Source organism: Halegenticoccus tardaugens (genome assembly GCF_004116405.1).
In the GTDB taxonomy this organism is placed as follows: Archaea; Halobacteriota; Halobacteria; order Halobacteriales; family Haloferacaceae; genus Halegenticoccus; species Halegenticoccus tardaugens.
In genome coordinates this window covers 22,536-35,803 of the sequence record NZ_SDIC01000002.1, presented here as the reverse complement: position 1 = coordinate 35,803, position 13,268 = coordinate 22,536, and the positions used below count along the sequence as shown (strand labels likewise).

Below are 13,268 nucleotides of genomic sequence, written 5' to 3'. Positions count from 1 at the left end.
GTGAACGCCGGATCCGAACCGTCGTCCCCACGCCTCCCGGAAGATGCGCGAAGCGAGGACGCGCCGAACATATCGGCTCCGAGTCAGAGTGACGCCGCGGCTGCGTCCCGAGAACGCCGCTGGATGGCCGCGATTCTCGCCGGGGAAGCACTCGCGCTCGTCGGCTACTTCGGGTTGACGTCTGCGGAGGTGACGAGCCTCAGGTACGTCCTGTACCCGTTCGTCTGGATCGACGTCGGTCTCTGGGCGGTGACAAAGACGACCATCTCGCGATCGCCGCGACCCCCCGTCTGGATTGCGTTCTGCTTTGCGACAACGTACTTTATCACGCTCGCCTTCCTCGGAGGACTGCTCGGGTTCGCGCACCACGGCCACGGCCACGGACATGTCGCCGGATTGTACATCACAATGGCGTCCCCGGGATGGGGACCTAGGGTTGCCTACATCCATCCCGGTCTCGGATACGTCTACCTCGTTCCGTATCTGCTCGTCGGGTACCTTTCGCTCGCGTATCTCGTCTACGCGGCCGTCCTGGACGCGACGCGAGCCGCGCTCGGTGGCGCGTTTGGCTTCGTCTCGTGTCTCAGTTGCAGCGTTCCGCTCGCTGCGTCTCTCGCGATGGGGGCCGGCGGTGCCTCCCTGGCAATGGGCCTTGGTGGACTCACCGTTGACCTCTCGACCGTCGCATTCGTCCTCGCCGTCGGCCTTCTATACTGGCGACCCGAAGGCCGAACGTGAGCTCCATCGGTTGGATCCGGCGAGGCGGTACGACTGCCGATCGACTGGGTTCACATGATCGAGTATGCGGCGGCGAACGTCAGCGCGAGCGCAGCAACGAGGCCGACGAGGACGACGACGGAAACGGCGGGGGGTTCGAACCAGAGATGCTGGTAGTATCCCGCGACCAACGCTGCTTTGAGAAGCGAAAGGGTCAATATAGCGGCCACGCCAACCCAGTAAGCGAGCCCGGTGAACTCGATCAGCACCTGTACCGTCGCCATCGCGAAGAGGGCGAGGTATATTACTGTGTACAGTTTCATCGAGGGCATAGTATCACTTATATTATGTAGAACAGCGGGAAGAGGAACAGCCAGACGATGTCGACGAAATGCCAGTAGAGCCCGAAGTACTCCACCGGTCGACCGTCGTCGAGGTACGCGCCGCGGGCCGCCTTGACGATCATGTACAGCGCGATCAGGAGCCCGACGAGCACGTGCGCCCCATGCAACCCTGTCGTGAGGTAGAACGTCGAGGTCTCGACGCTGCTTGAAACCGTCAGCCCCTCGTGGAAAAGTTCGTTCCACTCGATTGCTTTATTGACGAGAAAGCCCACGCCCAACGCCATCGTGGCGATTAGACCGGCGAGCAGCCCATACCTGCTTCCCTTTTCGGCCGCAACGAGCGCGAGAACCACGCTGAAACTGCTCGTAAGCAGGAGGTAGGTGTTGACGAGCCCCGGAAGCGGATCGTGCGGAACAATCTCCCAGTCGACCCAGCCGTGCGCGACCCGCGTGAAGACGTACGCGCCGATGAACGCCCCGAAGAGGACGACGTCCGACGCCAGGAAGAACCAGACGCCGATCTTCACGTTCTCGACACGTTCGAACGGCCAGCTCTCGCCGAACGGACCCCGGGGGCCGTAAAAGCGCTGTCTCGTCATCCCGACCAACGCGAACACGAGGAGCGCAACGCCGACAACCGCGATCCCGGCGTAAATCCCTCCCTCCACACCCGGTGGAAACCCACCGTCACGCGCGCCAGAAAGGCCAAGGAGGGCGACGAATGACGCGAGGCCGACGACAAAGGGCCAGGCGCTCGCGTGACTCTCGTGGCCTTGGTCGTGAGCACCGAGGTCGTGACCGTGCGGTCCTGCGGCGTCGGCCGTGCCGCCGTCTGCGACCCCGCGCGCGCCACCCGGCGTCAGCACCCGATTCGGCGTGACGAATTGAAGCGATCCGCTCCCGTAGCTGGGGGTTCCGGGGAAATTTTCGAGCGGTGGGGGTGAGGGGACGGCCCACTCCGCGGTGGTCGCGAACTCCCATGGTGCGTTCGCGGCATCCTCACCGACGAATAGGCTCCTCGAGAGATTCCAGAACATGACGAGAAAAGACGCGGCGAGCACGAACGCGCCGACCGTGGCAAGCTGGTGCCAGGTGACGAACGCTGGGTCGTACTCAATGACGCGGCGCGGGGTCTCCCAGGCGAGAAACATCGGGAAGTACAGGAGGTTGAACCCAACGAAGAACAGCCCAAAGTGGAGCGTTCCGAGCCGCTCGTTGTACATGCGGCCGGTCATTTTCGGATACCAGTAGTAAAGGCCGCCGATCAGGGCCGTGACACCGGCGACCATCACGTAGTGGAAGTGCGCGACGACCCAGTAGGTCCCTCTAAACTCGTAGTCGAGCACGACCGCGCCGAGGAAGACGCCGGTAATACCACCGATGATGAACAGCACGAGCGCGCCGAATGAGAACAGGAACGGGGTCGTAAACCGGATCCGCCCTTTGACCATCGTGTAGATGAGTGCGAAGACCATGAGATCGAAGGGGAGCGAGATGCCGATCGTGGTCGCCATGAACAGCGTCTTGACCTGCAGGTTGATGGTCGTAAGGAACATGTGGTGCATCCAGACAGCGAAGCTCTGAATGGCGACGAGAACCATCGCCAGGATGAACCACTTCCTGCCGACGAGTCGCCGTCCGGTGAACGTCTGGAACGCCTCGGCCATCACACCGAGCGCCGGGAAGAAGACGATGTACACTTCTGGGTGGCCGAAAAACCAGAAGAGGTGCGCCCAGAGGAGCGACCCGCCCCCCTCCGCGGCGAGGTACGTCGTCCCGAGGAGTCGATCCGACGCTAGGATCAAAAGCGCCGCAAGGAGCGCCGCGAAGGCGAACAACATCATCCAGACGGTGAGCAGGATGGTCCAGGTAAAGAGTGGCAACCGCCAGTACGTGAGCCCCTCGGCCCGCATCCGGTGGATGGTCGTCAGGAAGTTCACGGACGAGACGGTCACCGATGCGACGAACAGGATCAACGCGAGGACGACGGTCGTCGCCCCTACGCTTGGCATGTACGTCGGAACGTTGAGGGGGGCGTACATCGTCCACCCCCCGGAGAGCGATTCTCCCTGGAAGAACGAGACGCCGAAGAGGGCTCCCGAAAACAGATAGAGCCAGTAGCTCAGCGCGTTGAGGCGCGGAAACGCGAGGTCTTTTGCGCCGATCTGGAGTGGAACGACGTAGTTCGCGAAGCCGAAGGCGAACGGCGAGAGGAACCAGAAAATCATGAGAAGCCCGTGCGCTGTGACGGTCTGATTGTACGAAACCGGTGAGAGAAGTTCGCCGCCGGGCACCCAGAGCTGTACTCGCATTAGAAGTGCGAGGACGCCGCCGAATACGAGGAAAAACAGCGCGGTCACTGTGTACAGGATTCCGATGTCCTTGTGATTGGTCGTGACAAACCACCGCGCGATCGAGCCGAGAGGCGGGAGTGTCTCGTCCGCGTGGGCGCCGCTTTGCGCCGAGTTCGATCTCTCGCCCGACGCGTGTCCGCCATCCGTCACGCGATCGTTGGTCTCGTTCCGTCGATGTCGTATCTCGTCAGCCATGGGTTACTCAGACACCTCCGTCGGTCGTTGCGCACTCGTCTGTCGGGTCTCGGTCGTTTCCTCGGCATTTGCCGTAGTGTTCTCGTACCATTGCTCGTAGTCGTCGGGCTCCATCACGACGACCTCCGCCGTCATGTACGAGTGGCCGGAGCCGCAGAGTTCGTAGCAACTCGCCCGGTAGGTTCCCTGCTCCGATGCCGTAAACCGCGTAGTGGTCGTTTGCCCCGGGATTGCGTCGGCCTTTACCCTGAGTTCCGGAATCCCTAAGTTGTGGAAGACGTCGCGCGAGGTCAGGGTGAGTTCGACCGCCTTCCCCTCGGGCACACGGAGCGTCCCGTCGGTCGTGTGGCCGTTCGGATAAGTGAACTCCCAGCCGAACTGGTACGCCTCGACGCGAATGTCGAGGGTGTCTTCGCTCTGATCCATCGGACTCGCCTCGACGGAGAGGAGTGCACCGTACGTCCAGGCGATGAGCGAGATGACGATGATTGTGCTCAGCGCGAAAGAGATGAAGAGCTTCCGTCCACTGCCCCCGCCGGTCGGAAGCTCGCCGAGTTGCGGTCTATCGGCGTCGGTTTCGCGCCTCCGCGTTCGAGAAGCGGCGTACGCGTATGCGTTATAGAACATGTAAGTGATGACGACAACGCCGACGAGAGTACCTAGCAGTAGAAACACCCAGAATATTTCTCGAAACACGTCGGCTCTCGCTCCTTCTGGAACGATCCCCTCCGCGTGCAGCGGTGCAGACGGGATCTGAACACTTACCTCGGATAGCGATACGAAATATACCCCATCATCTTTAGTTATGTTTACTTCCACTTATCCGTTTCGGGGCAGGCCACCTACCCGTTGAGGGAACGTTTTTATCGTCAGTAGACCCATCGTTAACCATGGTAGGTAATGACACTCATACAGAAGTCGACATCGCCGAAAGCACGTCCGAAGACGTAGCCGAACCGGACTTCGACCACTTGACGGGGATCATCACCGACGGGTTCGTCGGAGCGGTCGGGGGACTCGTCGGGACGACCGTCATGACCGTCGTGCTGTTGATCGGGACGACGCTCGGTGCGTTCGAGGTTGGTTCGTTCGCCACGCTCTCGGAACTTATCGGTTTAAACGCTCTGCTGCCGCTGGATCCCGTGGCCGGAGGGTACGTCCTCTTTCTGTTGAACGGCATGATCACGTGGCCGCTTCTTTTCGCTTCGATCGGTTCGTACCTCCCCGGCACGAAGTACGCCACTAAGGGTATTCCATATGGGATGGTTCTTTGGACGGGCTTCGTCATGGCCTTCTACACCGGCCAGAGCGGTATCGCGTTCGTCCTCTATCTGTTCCTAACGTTACTCGGTCACGTCGCCTACGGATTCTCGCTCGGTTCCGTCTTCGATTACCTGTCGGAGCGGCCGGAAACGCTCGTCTGAGCTCGCGACACTCCTTTCGTCGTACTTTTCGGCAACCGCCGCGTTATTGGTGACCAACCCTCTTACCGTTTCGTGATTTCGTATTGTGGACTGGTGCTTCCGTACCAGCCATAGACAGGCACCAGAGCCAGTCTCACGAATGTCCGCTATGAAGGGTTTGAACGGAGCCAAGTCGTCAAAACTGGGATTAGGTGTCATCGAGAATTCGAGCCTCTGCAGAAAGCTGGTGTGCGTGCGTGCCTTCTAATTCACAGATTTTTGCCGCCAGTGGCGCAATCTGCGCTGCGCCTTCAGCCGTCGCCTGTTGGTGAGTAAGCGTCTTGAGGTACGTCCCGACCCAGATTCCACCGCTGTACCGGGCAACTTCGAGGGTTGGAAGGCTGTGATTCGTTCCGACGGCCTTGTCGCCGAAAACGACCGGCGAGTACTCGCCGAGAAAGAGCGACCCGTAGTTGTAGAGGTCGTCCACAACCGATCGTGGCTTGTCGATCATTAGATGCAGGTGCTCAATGGCGTAGTCATTTGCGACGCCGACGGCACTGTCGATGGTGTCAGCGACGATCACCTCGCCGTTGTCCTCCCAGCACTCGCGGGCGGTTTCCTCTGTTCGCAAATCGGGCAGCTGTTCGTAGAGCGAATCGATGACGGCGTTCGCAAGTTCTTCGTCAGTCGAGACGAGGATCGGTCGGGAGTTCGGATCGTGCTCCGCTTGTGCCAACAGGTCGGTTGCAACAAGGTCCGGATCGGCGTGCTCGTCGGCGACTATCAGAATCTCCGTTGGCCCGGCGAGGAAGTCGATCCCCACGTGGCCGAATACTTGCCGCTTGGCCTCGGTCGTGAACACGTTCCCCGGGCCCGTGACCTTTGCGACCGCTGGGACCGTCTCAGTCCCGTACGCCATTGCACCGATAGCCTGCGCGCCGCCGACAGCGTATATCTCGTCGGCGCCGGATCGATCCATCGCATACAGCTGCGCCGGCTGAACACTTCCATCCTCCTGCGGGGGCGCACACGTGAGTACCGTCTCGACGCCAGCAACCTTCGCCGGTACGATTGACATCGCTGGCGCCGCGACCAGCGGGTGACGGCCACCTGGAACGTACGTCCCGGCAGACTCGACGGGAACGATGCGCTGGCCGAGTTTGATCCCCTCGGTGAACTCCCGCTCGAACCCTTCGATGTGGTTTCGCTGCTCCTCATGGAACTTGCGCACATTGGCAATCGTGTTCTCGATCGCCTCCTTCTTCTCGTCGGAGAGCGCCTCGGCGGCGGCCGCAATTTCCCGGTCACTTACCTGGAGATCCTCTCGCTTGACGCCGTCGAACTGTTGTGTGAACTCCTGAAGTGCCTCATCACCTCGTTGTCGGACCTCCGAGAGGATATCTTGGACGGTGTCGGTCACGTCTTGGTCGATCTCGATCGATTTGCTCTCTGCGCTCTTGAGGTAGGTGATACCGTCTCTCGTGTTCATTATGTACACGGTCTATCGGGAGACTGAATGATAAATCCTGCTCGTTGAACGGTCGTGCGACGCAAAATACATTTGTACGTACTCAACCCACACCATATCATGTTATCAGATAGTACGATCTTCGTCACTGGCGCGAGTCGCGGCATCGGCCGAGAGATCTCGATCACGCTCGCAGAGGCAGGGGCTAACGTTGTGATAGCGAGCCGAAGTGACGAGCTTGAGGAGACGGTTGAGGCGATCGATGAACCGGACCGCACTCTCGCTATCAGAACCGACGTCACAAGCGAAGCATCGGTCGAAACGGCGATCGAGGAGTCGGTCGAGACCTTCGGAGGGCTTGACGGGCTCGTAAACAACGCCGGCATCGCTGGACCGACGGCCTCCGTCGAGGAGATCGACCGCAAGGAGTGGGATCAAACGTTCGCGGTGAACGTCACCGGAATGTTCCTTACGGTCAAATACGCTTCACCACATCTTCGAGAGAGCGACTGTGCCGCGGTAGTGAACATTTCATCGATCAGCGGGAAGCGGCCGCTCGAACACCGAACACCGTACACTGCATCCAAGATGGCAGTGATTGGTCTCACACGCACCCTCGCGTTCGAACTCGGCGAGGACGAAGTGCGGGTAAATGCAATCTGTCCTGGAGCGACCCACGGTCCTCGGATCGAACGGGTCATCGAACGGCAGGCTGAGCGTCGGGGGTGTACATACGAGGAGGCAAAGGCACGTGTGTTCACTGAGGACGCCGCACTCGGGTCGCTCGTCGAGGCAAGCGACGTTGCTGAGTTGACCACTTATCTGGTAAGCGAGCGCGGACGACACATTACCGGGCAGGATATCAATGTGGACGCCGGCACGGTTTGGTACTGATCATCTGCCTTCAACAGTGACCTGTGATACCTATTGACAGTACATTTATAATGGTTAATAGATAATGAACATTATGGCATCTCGTCCAATCGGCACGCTCGTCTATCTCGACGAACCAGAGAAGCTAGAGACCCAAGAGTACGAGGTTCCGGAGCCCGAACCCAGCGCCCTGATCACAGAGGTCGTTCGCGCGAACGTTTGCGGGTCCGAACTGCACATCTGGCGAGGGCACCATCCACAGGTGAAGGAGGGAGTGCTTGGCCACGAGGTGCTCTGTCGTATCTCTGAACTCGGTGAGGACATTGAAACCGATTACGCCGGGCAGCCGATCGAGGAGGGCGACCTAATCGCGCCTGTCTACTACATCACCTGCCAACAATGTCATTCTTGTCAGGAAGGTCAGTTCCATCTCTGTCAGAACGCCTATCGCTACTGGTCAAAGCCCCCAGAGGAAGCCCCGCACTTCCACGGCACATTCTCGACGCATTACTACGTCCATCCCGACCAATACTTTTATAAGGTTCCAGCCGGGCTCGATCCAGGTATCGCCGCGGGCGCGAATTGTGCGCTCTCGCAGGTTATGTTCGGCTTAGACGAGACCGGCGTCGAGTATGACGACACGGTCGTCATCCAAGGCGCAGGCGGACTCGGCCTCAACGCCATTGCGTATGCGAACGAGCAGGGTGCCAAGACAATCGCGGTTGAAGGTGTTGACGGGAGAATCGAACGTGCTTACGAGTTTGGCGTTGATCACGTCGTCGATTTCCGTGAGTACGACACAGTCGATGCCCGAAGTGAACGTATCAAAGAACTCACTGACGGTATCGGAGCCGATGTCGCTGTCGAGGTCGCCGGTGTGCCGGCCGCCTTCGCCGAGGGAATTCACCTCCTCCGAGATGGGGGGCGGTACTTGGAGATGGGAAACGTCAGTCCTGGACACACCACAGAGTTCGACCCCGGAGCGCTCACCCGGAAGTCGATCGACATCACTTCCGTCGTCCGATACAACCCATGGTACCTCAACCGCGCACTCGAGTTCCTCGCTGAGAACAGCGATACATATCCGTACGCCGATCTGATCGACGCAGAGTTCGCGCTGACCGACGTTGAGGAGGCACTCCACAAGTCCGATACGCGTGCGGTCACCCGGGCGACGCTGATCCCGGAACACGAACACTGAGGATGATCCCTCACCGATCTGTGCCGATCCTAAAAGACGAATATTGGCGGTAGCGTCCTTCAGGCCTCGGTGTCGAGCCGCTGTTCATCAACGGTCAGACGAATTCCGCGTGGAACTTCGAGCGAGAACGATCCGACACCTGGCGCGTCCGCAACGTCGAACGTGAGTTCGTATCCACGCCGAGCCCCCTCACGGTATGACGGCACCAGCACGTCGATTCCGTTGATAGTGCCGATTTGGACATTACGTACACCAAGTACCTCGGGCCGAACCACTTGCGGCCCCATACCGTCGCAGCAACCGCCGTCGAGCACGATTGCTATCTCACCATACTCTGACGCCAAATCACCGAGTACAGACCGCACTTCGTTCGTGGCAGTAAGCCGAACGTCGGTCATTATCGATCGATCTTGAAACAGACGTTTTTTACCTGCGTGTAGCTTTCAATTGCCTCGAGTCCTTTTTCCCGGCCGAATCCACTTTGCTTATACCCACCGAAGGGCGTCTCCACGCCGCCAGCAAACCATTCGTTGACATAAATCTGTCCGGCGTTGACGTCACGTGCAAAGCGATGGGCTCGACCGACATCAGTGGTGAAAATGCCGGCGACGAGGCCGTAGTCGACGTCGTTCGCGAGCTCAATCGCCTCATCATCGTCCTTGAACTCGACGACACTCAGGACAGGACCGAAGATCTCCTCTTGGGCGATGCGCATGTCGTTGTCGACGTCGTCGAAGATCGTTGGCTCAACGAAGTACCCCTTTCGGTCGAGGACATCGCCGCCGACGATCGGCTCGCCGACCTCGCTTCGACCGATATCGACGTACTTCTGTACCTTCTCGTACTGGTCAATGGAGACAAGCGGACCAACGGCGGGGTCATCGATCCCCGCCCCGAGTGAGAGCTCAGCAGTTCGTTCCACGAGTTTGTCTATGAAAACGTCGTGAATCTCCTCATGCACGAGGAGTCGTGAGCCGGCCGAACAGACCTGCCCCGCGTTGGTGCCGAAGATGGCTGTAATCGTCTCATTGAGCGCAACGTCGAGATCAGCATCGGGAAAGACGACATTCGGGCTTTTTCCACCGAGTTCGAGGTGAACCGGGGTGACGTTGTCCGTGGCAAGCTTGGCGACCTGCTGCCCAGTCACGACTGATCCAGTGAAGCTAATTCCGTTTACGTCGGGATGACTCGCCAGAGCGGCTCCCGCATCCGCCCCGAAACCGGGGACAACGTTGAAGACACCCGGCGGAAAGCCAACGTCGAGGGCGATCTTTCCGACTTCCAACGCTGAGAGCGGTGTCTGTTCAGCGGGTTTGGCGACCGCGACGTTGCCTGCCGCCAGCGCTGGTGCGACTGTCCGGCCGACGAGGTTGATTGGGAAGTTCCATGGGATGATCTGTCCTGTAACGCCTAGTGGTTCACGGACCGTGTAATCTGTGTAATCGTGCGTCAGTGGAATGCTGTTGCCGTGGATCTTGTCCGCGATACCAGCGTAGTACTCGAAGTAGCGTGCGCATCCCTCTACATCAGCTCGAGCCTGCGACAGCGGCTTACCGTTATCCTGTGTCTCAAGTTCTGACAGTCGATCGATGTCATCTCGAATCGCCTCGGCGAGTTGCGTGAGCAGTCGACCGCGCTTTTCCGGTGGCATCGCTCGCCACTTATCAAACGCTTCTCGTCCACTCTCGACTGCTCGGTTGACGTCGTCCTGTGCCCCTTTCGCCACCTCGGCGAGCGGCTCCTCGGTCGCTGGGTCGAAGGTCGTGAACGTCTCTCCGGACGCTGCGGGAACGAATTCACCGTTTATCAGTAGATTATGCGTGTCTTTCTCCATCATAGTGGTCATATTACCAAACAACCGATTTAACTTTATTCCCGGATGGTATCTTGAAGACGTAGAATAGTTGCGACCGCCTTAGCGCTCTTGCTCATAGGTAGTTTCTGTGAATGTCCGCTCGTAGTATTCCTTCACGGGCTGTAGGTCTTCTACCTTCTCAACCTGCCTGGTGAGACCACTAATGACGAAGCTCTCATCGAGCGTCCCATAGTCGATCAGCCAGTACGGGACGTAGATCAGTTCAACGCGGTCGAGTGTGTACTCCGGTCGCTTAATCGGTCGATATGTACGATCGAGGTACGGAAGAATCCACTCCCTCCATTTGGCTCCGGCCTCGTCTTGATCAAGACGAGGGGGAATGACCGAGATCTTCTTGACGCTTTGCTCCTCGCGCGGCGGTAATTCGATGTCAACCTCACCAACGCGCCCAGTTACCGCATCGATCCCTACAAGGAACTTCACGGTCCGGGTGCTTCGAGTAACGTGGTGCAACTCAACGGTCGTGTAGGCGATATAGTCGGGATAGTAGACTGGAGACACTGCATTTGGAGTATGCTCTATTCCGATTAGTGTGGCTACCTTCGCACGGAGGTACGACCCTAGCGTAAGACGATCCGTCCGATCAACGGCGGACGCGGCGGACAAGCGTGGGTCAAACGTCTGGATCTCCATTATAGGGCGAAAGAAAAGAAATAGTTATTTAATGGTTATCAGGCGACTCCGAAGTGGGCTGGGATTCTGTGACACCACCGTCGGCCTGAGTTGCTCGTTCGGGTCGGAAGACTTTATCGAGGTGGCTCTGTGGAAGCGGATCAGTGAACCGGCTCACAAGATACGTCACGACGCAGGAGACAACGAACCCGATCCCGGTTGAAGCGAACGGGTTCTCATTGTACGGGTACCAGCCTTCGTAGAGGCCCGCCTGCGGTCCCAAATGGATGACAAAGTAGACGCCGAAGCCGATGAGGACGGCAGCTATCGCCGCCGTTTTCGAGGTGTCTTCCCAGAAATTTCCAATGAAGTAAGGGCCGCTGAGAGCCGATATAATTCCCCCAATGCCAACCCACAGTAAGACAGACAGGTATTGCGGCGGAGTCATGACCGCCGCGACACCGACGAGTGTCACGATCACGGTCGACGCACGAGAGATCCAGAGGGTACGCTGGTCAACTCGCGGGCCCTCTGGATCGTCCCCCTTCCACGGGACGTATGTTTTGCGGTAGAGGTCGTTCGCAAAGATTTGCGAGACCGCGATGATCAACCCGTCTGCGGTGGAAATGATCGCGCTGAGGATGGCGACGCCGAGGAACGCAGCGACGATCGGTGGCAGAGTCTCGATGAACAGCATTGGGATGACGGCGTCTGGATTCTCCAGTTGAAGTCCCTGTGCGGCGCCTAGGACCCCGCCGAGGAACATGAGCGGCAGCGCCATTCCAACGATTGCAGCGACTGTCATGAACTTCTTCATGTACTGGGTGCCCTTGATCGCGAAGAACTTGTTCCCAAGATGAGGCTGCACGGTAAAACCGATGTGGGCAATGAACAGGAGGAAGATGACCCACCAGCTCGCGAAGATAGGGTTGTCGGGGTTCGTGTGGGTGGACCACTGCTGGTCGGATTCCAAGGCGGCGTTGACCGCTCCGGCGCCGCCGTCAAATCCCCACCCGACGACAAACATAACCACGATGAGCGCCATAACCCCGATCATGATTGCGCCCTGTACGGCGTCGGTGAGGATGTCGGCGTGTGACCCGCCGAGCGTCAGGTAGAGCAACAGGAGAAGGCCGGCCAGCCAGATGCCTACGTCGTAAGGAACGCCGAGGATCGCGTCGAACATCCAACCGGCAGCGACGACTTGCGACATTATGTAAAACAGGAGGAACAGCGACAGCAGTGCCGCCAGCAATCGGAGCAACGGGCTCTGAAACCGATCGCCGAGGAAGTCGGGCACGGACTGCGATCCGAACCTGTCGCCGACCTTCTTCGTGATTCGTGCGACGAAGAGCATCCCGAAGTAGATGCCAATGGGGTAAATCATCGCATAATACCCTGCCTTGAACCCCATATCATAGGCCATGCCAGGTATGCCCATGAAAGTTGAGCCACTGGCGACTGTCGCCGCGTACGCCAGAGCCAGCGCCAAGAAGCCGTAGCCGCCGCGGGCCGTCGCATAGTCATCCTGTGAGTCTGTCTTCTTGTATCCCATGTATCCCAGCCCCAAGATCAGCATAACGTACGCGGCCAAGAAGTACCAACCATACGTGACGACTGCTTCCCCGACTTCATTCTGTAGAGGAACCATTAGATGCCTTCCTCCGTCTCCTGAACGCTTTCAGGCTGCGTTCTGGTTTCGTAACCTCTCTCGCGTGTTTTTAGGAAGTCCTCCATTTTGAGGATCCAGAACGCGACTGTGACGAAGTACAGGATCGTCGTGAGGGTCAGTACGTGTACGACGGTGACTTGTATGATTGTCATTGACTAGCCCTGTGAGAGGACACCTCTAAACCTGAATAAAAGTTTCTTAAATACAATTATAGTTAGAAAATGATACTATGGTCTAGTGTCACATACCTTGAATACACCCATTTCCTTCATCTTTTTGGCTAAATGTCGTATTCAACAATCTCTTTTGACCCACAGTGGGCACACTGCTCATGAGTCGCCTTGAGGGTAGTTCCACATACTCGGCATTCATAGAAGAGTTCCTCTTGGTGGCGAATCTTGCTCACCGCCGTTTCCATCCAAGAAAGCACATTCATCCGAATCACCTTCAATGGATTAGTCTCACAAATTCTTCCGAGACTAAAAAATCGCCGAGATCGTTTACAGTAATTAAGTGTGGCTAATTTGTATAAATTGGTCATTCTGAAGAT

General features: G+C 58.2%; 13 protein-coding genes. 4 read left to right on the top strand and 9 right to left on the bottom strand.

Going from position 1 to position 13,268, the window contains the following annotated elements:
• Positions 1-738: a DUF7546 family protein gene (locus C3L37_RS04460; protein WP_449267278.1), complete on the top strand. Its 738-nt coding sequence runs from the start codon at positions 1-3 to the stop codon at positions 736-738.
• 50 nt (positions 739-788) lie between these two features.
• Here the strand turns inward: C3L37_RS04460 and C3L37_RS04455 are convergent, their stop codons facing one another.
• From C3L37_RS04455 to coxB, 3 genes are read right to left on the bottom strand one after another with little or no spacing between them, the layout of a single operon-like run.
• Positions 789-1,049, bottom strand: coding sequence for a cytochrome C oxidase subunit IV family protein (locus tag C3L37_RS04455; protein ID WP_129113438.1), 261 nt, complete (start codon positions 1,047-1,049; stop codon positions 789-791).
• Positions 1,050-1,057: 8 nt separating this feature from the next.
• Positions 1,058-3,610, bottom strand: coding sequence for a cbb3-type cytochrome c oxidase subunit I (locus C3L37_RS04450; RefSeq protein ID WP_129113437.1), 2,553 nt, complete (start codon positions 3,608-3,610; stop codon positions 1,058-1,060).
• A gap of 3 nt (positions 3,611-3,613) precedes the next feature.
• Positions 3,614-4,363 carry a cytochrome c oxidase subunit II gene (coxB, locus tag C3L37_RS04445; RefSeq protein ID WP_129113979.1) on the bottom strand — a complete coding sequence of 250 codons (750 nt, stop codon included), beginning with the start codon at positions 4,361-4,363 and terminating at the stop codon, positions 3,614-3,616.
• A gap of 137 nt (positions 4,364-4,500) precedes the next feature.
• Here coxB and C3L37_RS04440 point away from each other — a divergent pair, with 137 nt between their 5' ends.
• Positions 4,501-5,034, top strand: coding sequence for a DUF6789 family protein (locus C3L37_RS04440; RefSeq protein ID WP_129113436.1), 534 nt, complete (start codon positions 4,501-4,503; stop codon positions 5,032-5,034).
• 187 nt (positions 5,035-5,221) lie between these two features.
• On the opposite strand, the gene hisD is transcribed toward C3L37_RS04440, so the two are convergent.
• The gene (gene hisD, locus C3L37_RS04435) at positions 5,222-6,505 is read right to left on the bottom strand and encodes a histidinol dehydrogenase (RefSeq protein ID WP_129113435.1); all 1,284 of its coding nucleotides are present in this window, start codon (positions 6,503-6,505) and stop codon (positions 5,222-5,224) included.
• Positions 6,506-6,604: 99 nt separating this feature from the next.
• On the opposite strand from hisD, the gene C3L37_RS04430 reads away from it, so the two are divergent.
• Together C3L37_RS04430 and C3L37_RS04425 are read left to right on the top strand one after the other, a co-directional pair.
• Positions 6,605-7,378, top strand: a complete 774-nt coding sequence (locus tag C3L37_RS04430) for an SDR family NAD(P)-dependent oxidoreductase (RefSeq protein WP_129113434.1) — start codon at positions 6,605-6,607, stop codon at positions 7,376-7,378.
• A gap of 73 nt (positions 7,379-7,451) precedes the next feature.
• Entirely contained in the window at positions 7,452-8,558 is a 1,107-nt protein-coding gene (locus tag C3L37_RS04425; protein WP_129113433.1) for a zinc-binding dehydrogenase, read from the top strand.
• Between the two features lie 59 nt (positions 8,559-8,617).
• Here C3L37_RS04425 and C3L37_RS04420 read toward each other — a convergent pair whose 3' ends face one another.
• The 5 genes from C3L37_RS04420 to C3L37_RS24150 all read right to left on the bottom strand — a co-directional run bounded on the left by C3L37_RS04420 (position 8,618) and on the right by C3L37_RS24150 (position 12,870).
• On the bottom strand, positions 8,618-8,956 hold the full coding sequence (locus C3L37_RS04420) for a DUF779 domain-containing protein (RefSeq protein ID WP_129113432.1): 339 nt from the start codon (positions 8,954-8,956) through the stop codon (positions 8,618-8,620).
• A complete protein-coding gene (locus tag C3L37_RS04415) occupies positions 8,956-10,395 on the bottom strand; it encodes an aldehyde dehydrogenase family protein (RefSeq protein ID WP_129113431.1) in 1,440 nt (479 codons plus the stop codon). The genes C3L37_RS04420 and C3L37_RS04415 overlap by 1 nt, the downstream gene beginning before the upstream one ends.
• Positions 10,396-10,473: 78 nt before the next feature.
• Entirely contained in the window at positions 10,474-11,067 is a 594-nt protein-coding gene (locus C3L37_RS04410; protein WP_129113430.1) for a hypothetical protein, read from the bottom strand.
• A 28-nt stretch (positions 11,068-11,095) separates the two neighbouring features.
• Positions 11,096-12,697 (bottom strand): sodium:solute symporter family protein, encoded by a 1,602-nt coding sequence (locus C3L37_RS04405; RefSeq protein ID WP_129113429.1) that lies wholly within the window; start codon positions 12,695-12,697, stop codon positions 11,096-11,098.
• Positions 12,697-12,870 carry a hypothetical protein gene (locus tag C3L37_RS24150; protein ID WP_164974661.1) on the bottom strand — a complete coding sequence of 58 codons (174 nt, stop codon included), beginning with the start codon at positions 12,868-12,870 and terminating at the stop codon, positions 12,697-12,699. The genes C3L37_RS04405 and C3L37_RS24150 overlap by 1 nt, the downstream gene beginning before the upstream one ends.
• Positions 12,871-13,268 lie beyond the last annotated feature (398 nt).

What these genes read in the sequence shown, in the direction of transcription:
- C3L37_RS04455 (WP_129113438.1), bottom strand. Translation starts at nt 1,049, where the DNA reads ATGCCCTCGATGAAACTGTACACAGTAATATACCTCGCCCTCTTCGCG.
- C3L37_RS04450 (WP_129113437.1), bottom strand. Translation starts at nt 3,610, where the DNA reads ATGGCTGACGAGATACGACATCGACGGAACGAGACCAACGATCGCGTG.
- C3L37_RS04440 (WP_129113436.1), top strand. Translation starts at nt 4,501, where the DNA reads ATGGTAGGTAATGACACTCATACAGAAGTCGACATCGCCGAAAGCACG.
- hisD (WP_129113435.1), bottom strand. Translation starts at nt 6,505, where the DNA reads ATGAACACGAGAGACGGTATCACCTACCTCAAGAGCGCAGAGAGCAAA.
- C3L37_RS04430 (WP_129113434.1), top strand. Translation starts at nt 6,605, where the DNA reads ATGTTATCAGATAGTACGATCTTCGTCACTGGCGCGAGTCGCGGCATC.
- C3L37_RS04425 (WP_129113433.1), top strand. Translation starts at nt 7,452, where the DNA reads ATGGCATCTCGTCCAATCGGCACGCTCGTCTATCTCGACGAACCAGAG.
- C3L37_RS04420 (WP_129113432.1), bottom strand. Translation starts at nt 8,956, where the DNA reads ATGACCGACGTTCGGCTTACTGCCACGAACGAAGTGCGGTCTGTACTC.
- C3L37_RS04415 (WP_129113431.1), bottom strand. Translation starts at nt 10,395, where the DNA reads ATGATGGAGAAAGACACGCATAATCTACTGATAAACGGTGAATTCGTT.
- C3L37_RS04410 (WP_129113430.1), bottom strand. Translation starts at nt 11,067, where the DNA reads ATGGAGATCCAGACGTTTGACCCACGCTTGTCCGCCGCGTCCGCCGTT.
- C3L37_RS04405 (WP_129113429.1), bottom strand. Translation starts at nt 12,697, where the DNA reads ATGGTTCCTCTACAGAATGAAGTCGGGGAAGCAGTCGTCACGTATGGT.
- C3L37_RS24150 (WP_164974661.1), bottom strand. Translation starts at nt 12,870, where the DNA reads ATGACAATCATACAAGTCACCGTCGTACACGTACTGACCCTCACGACG.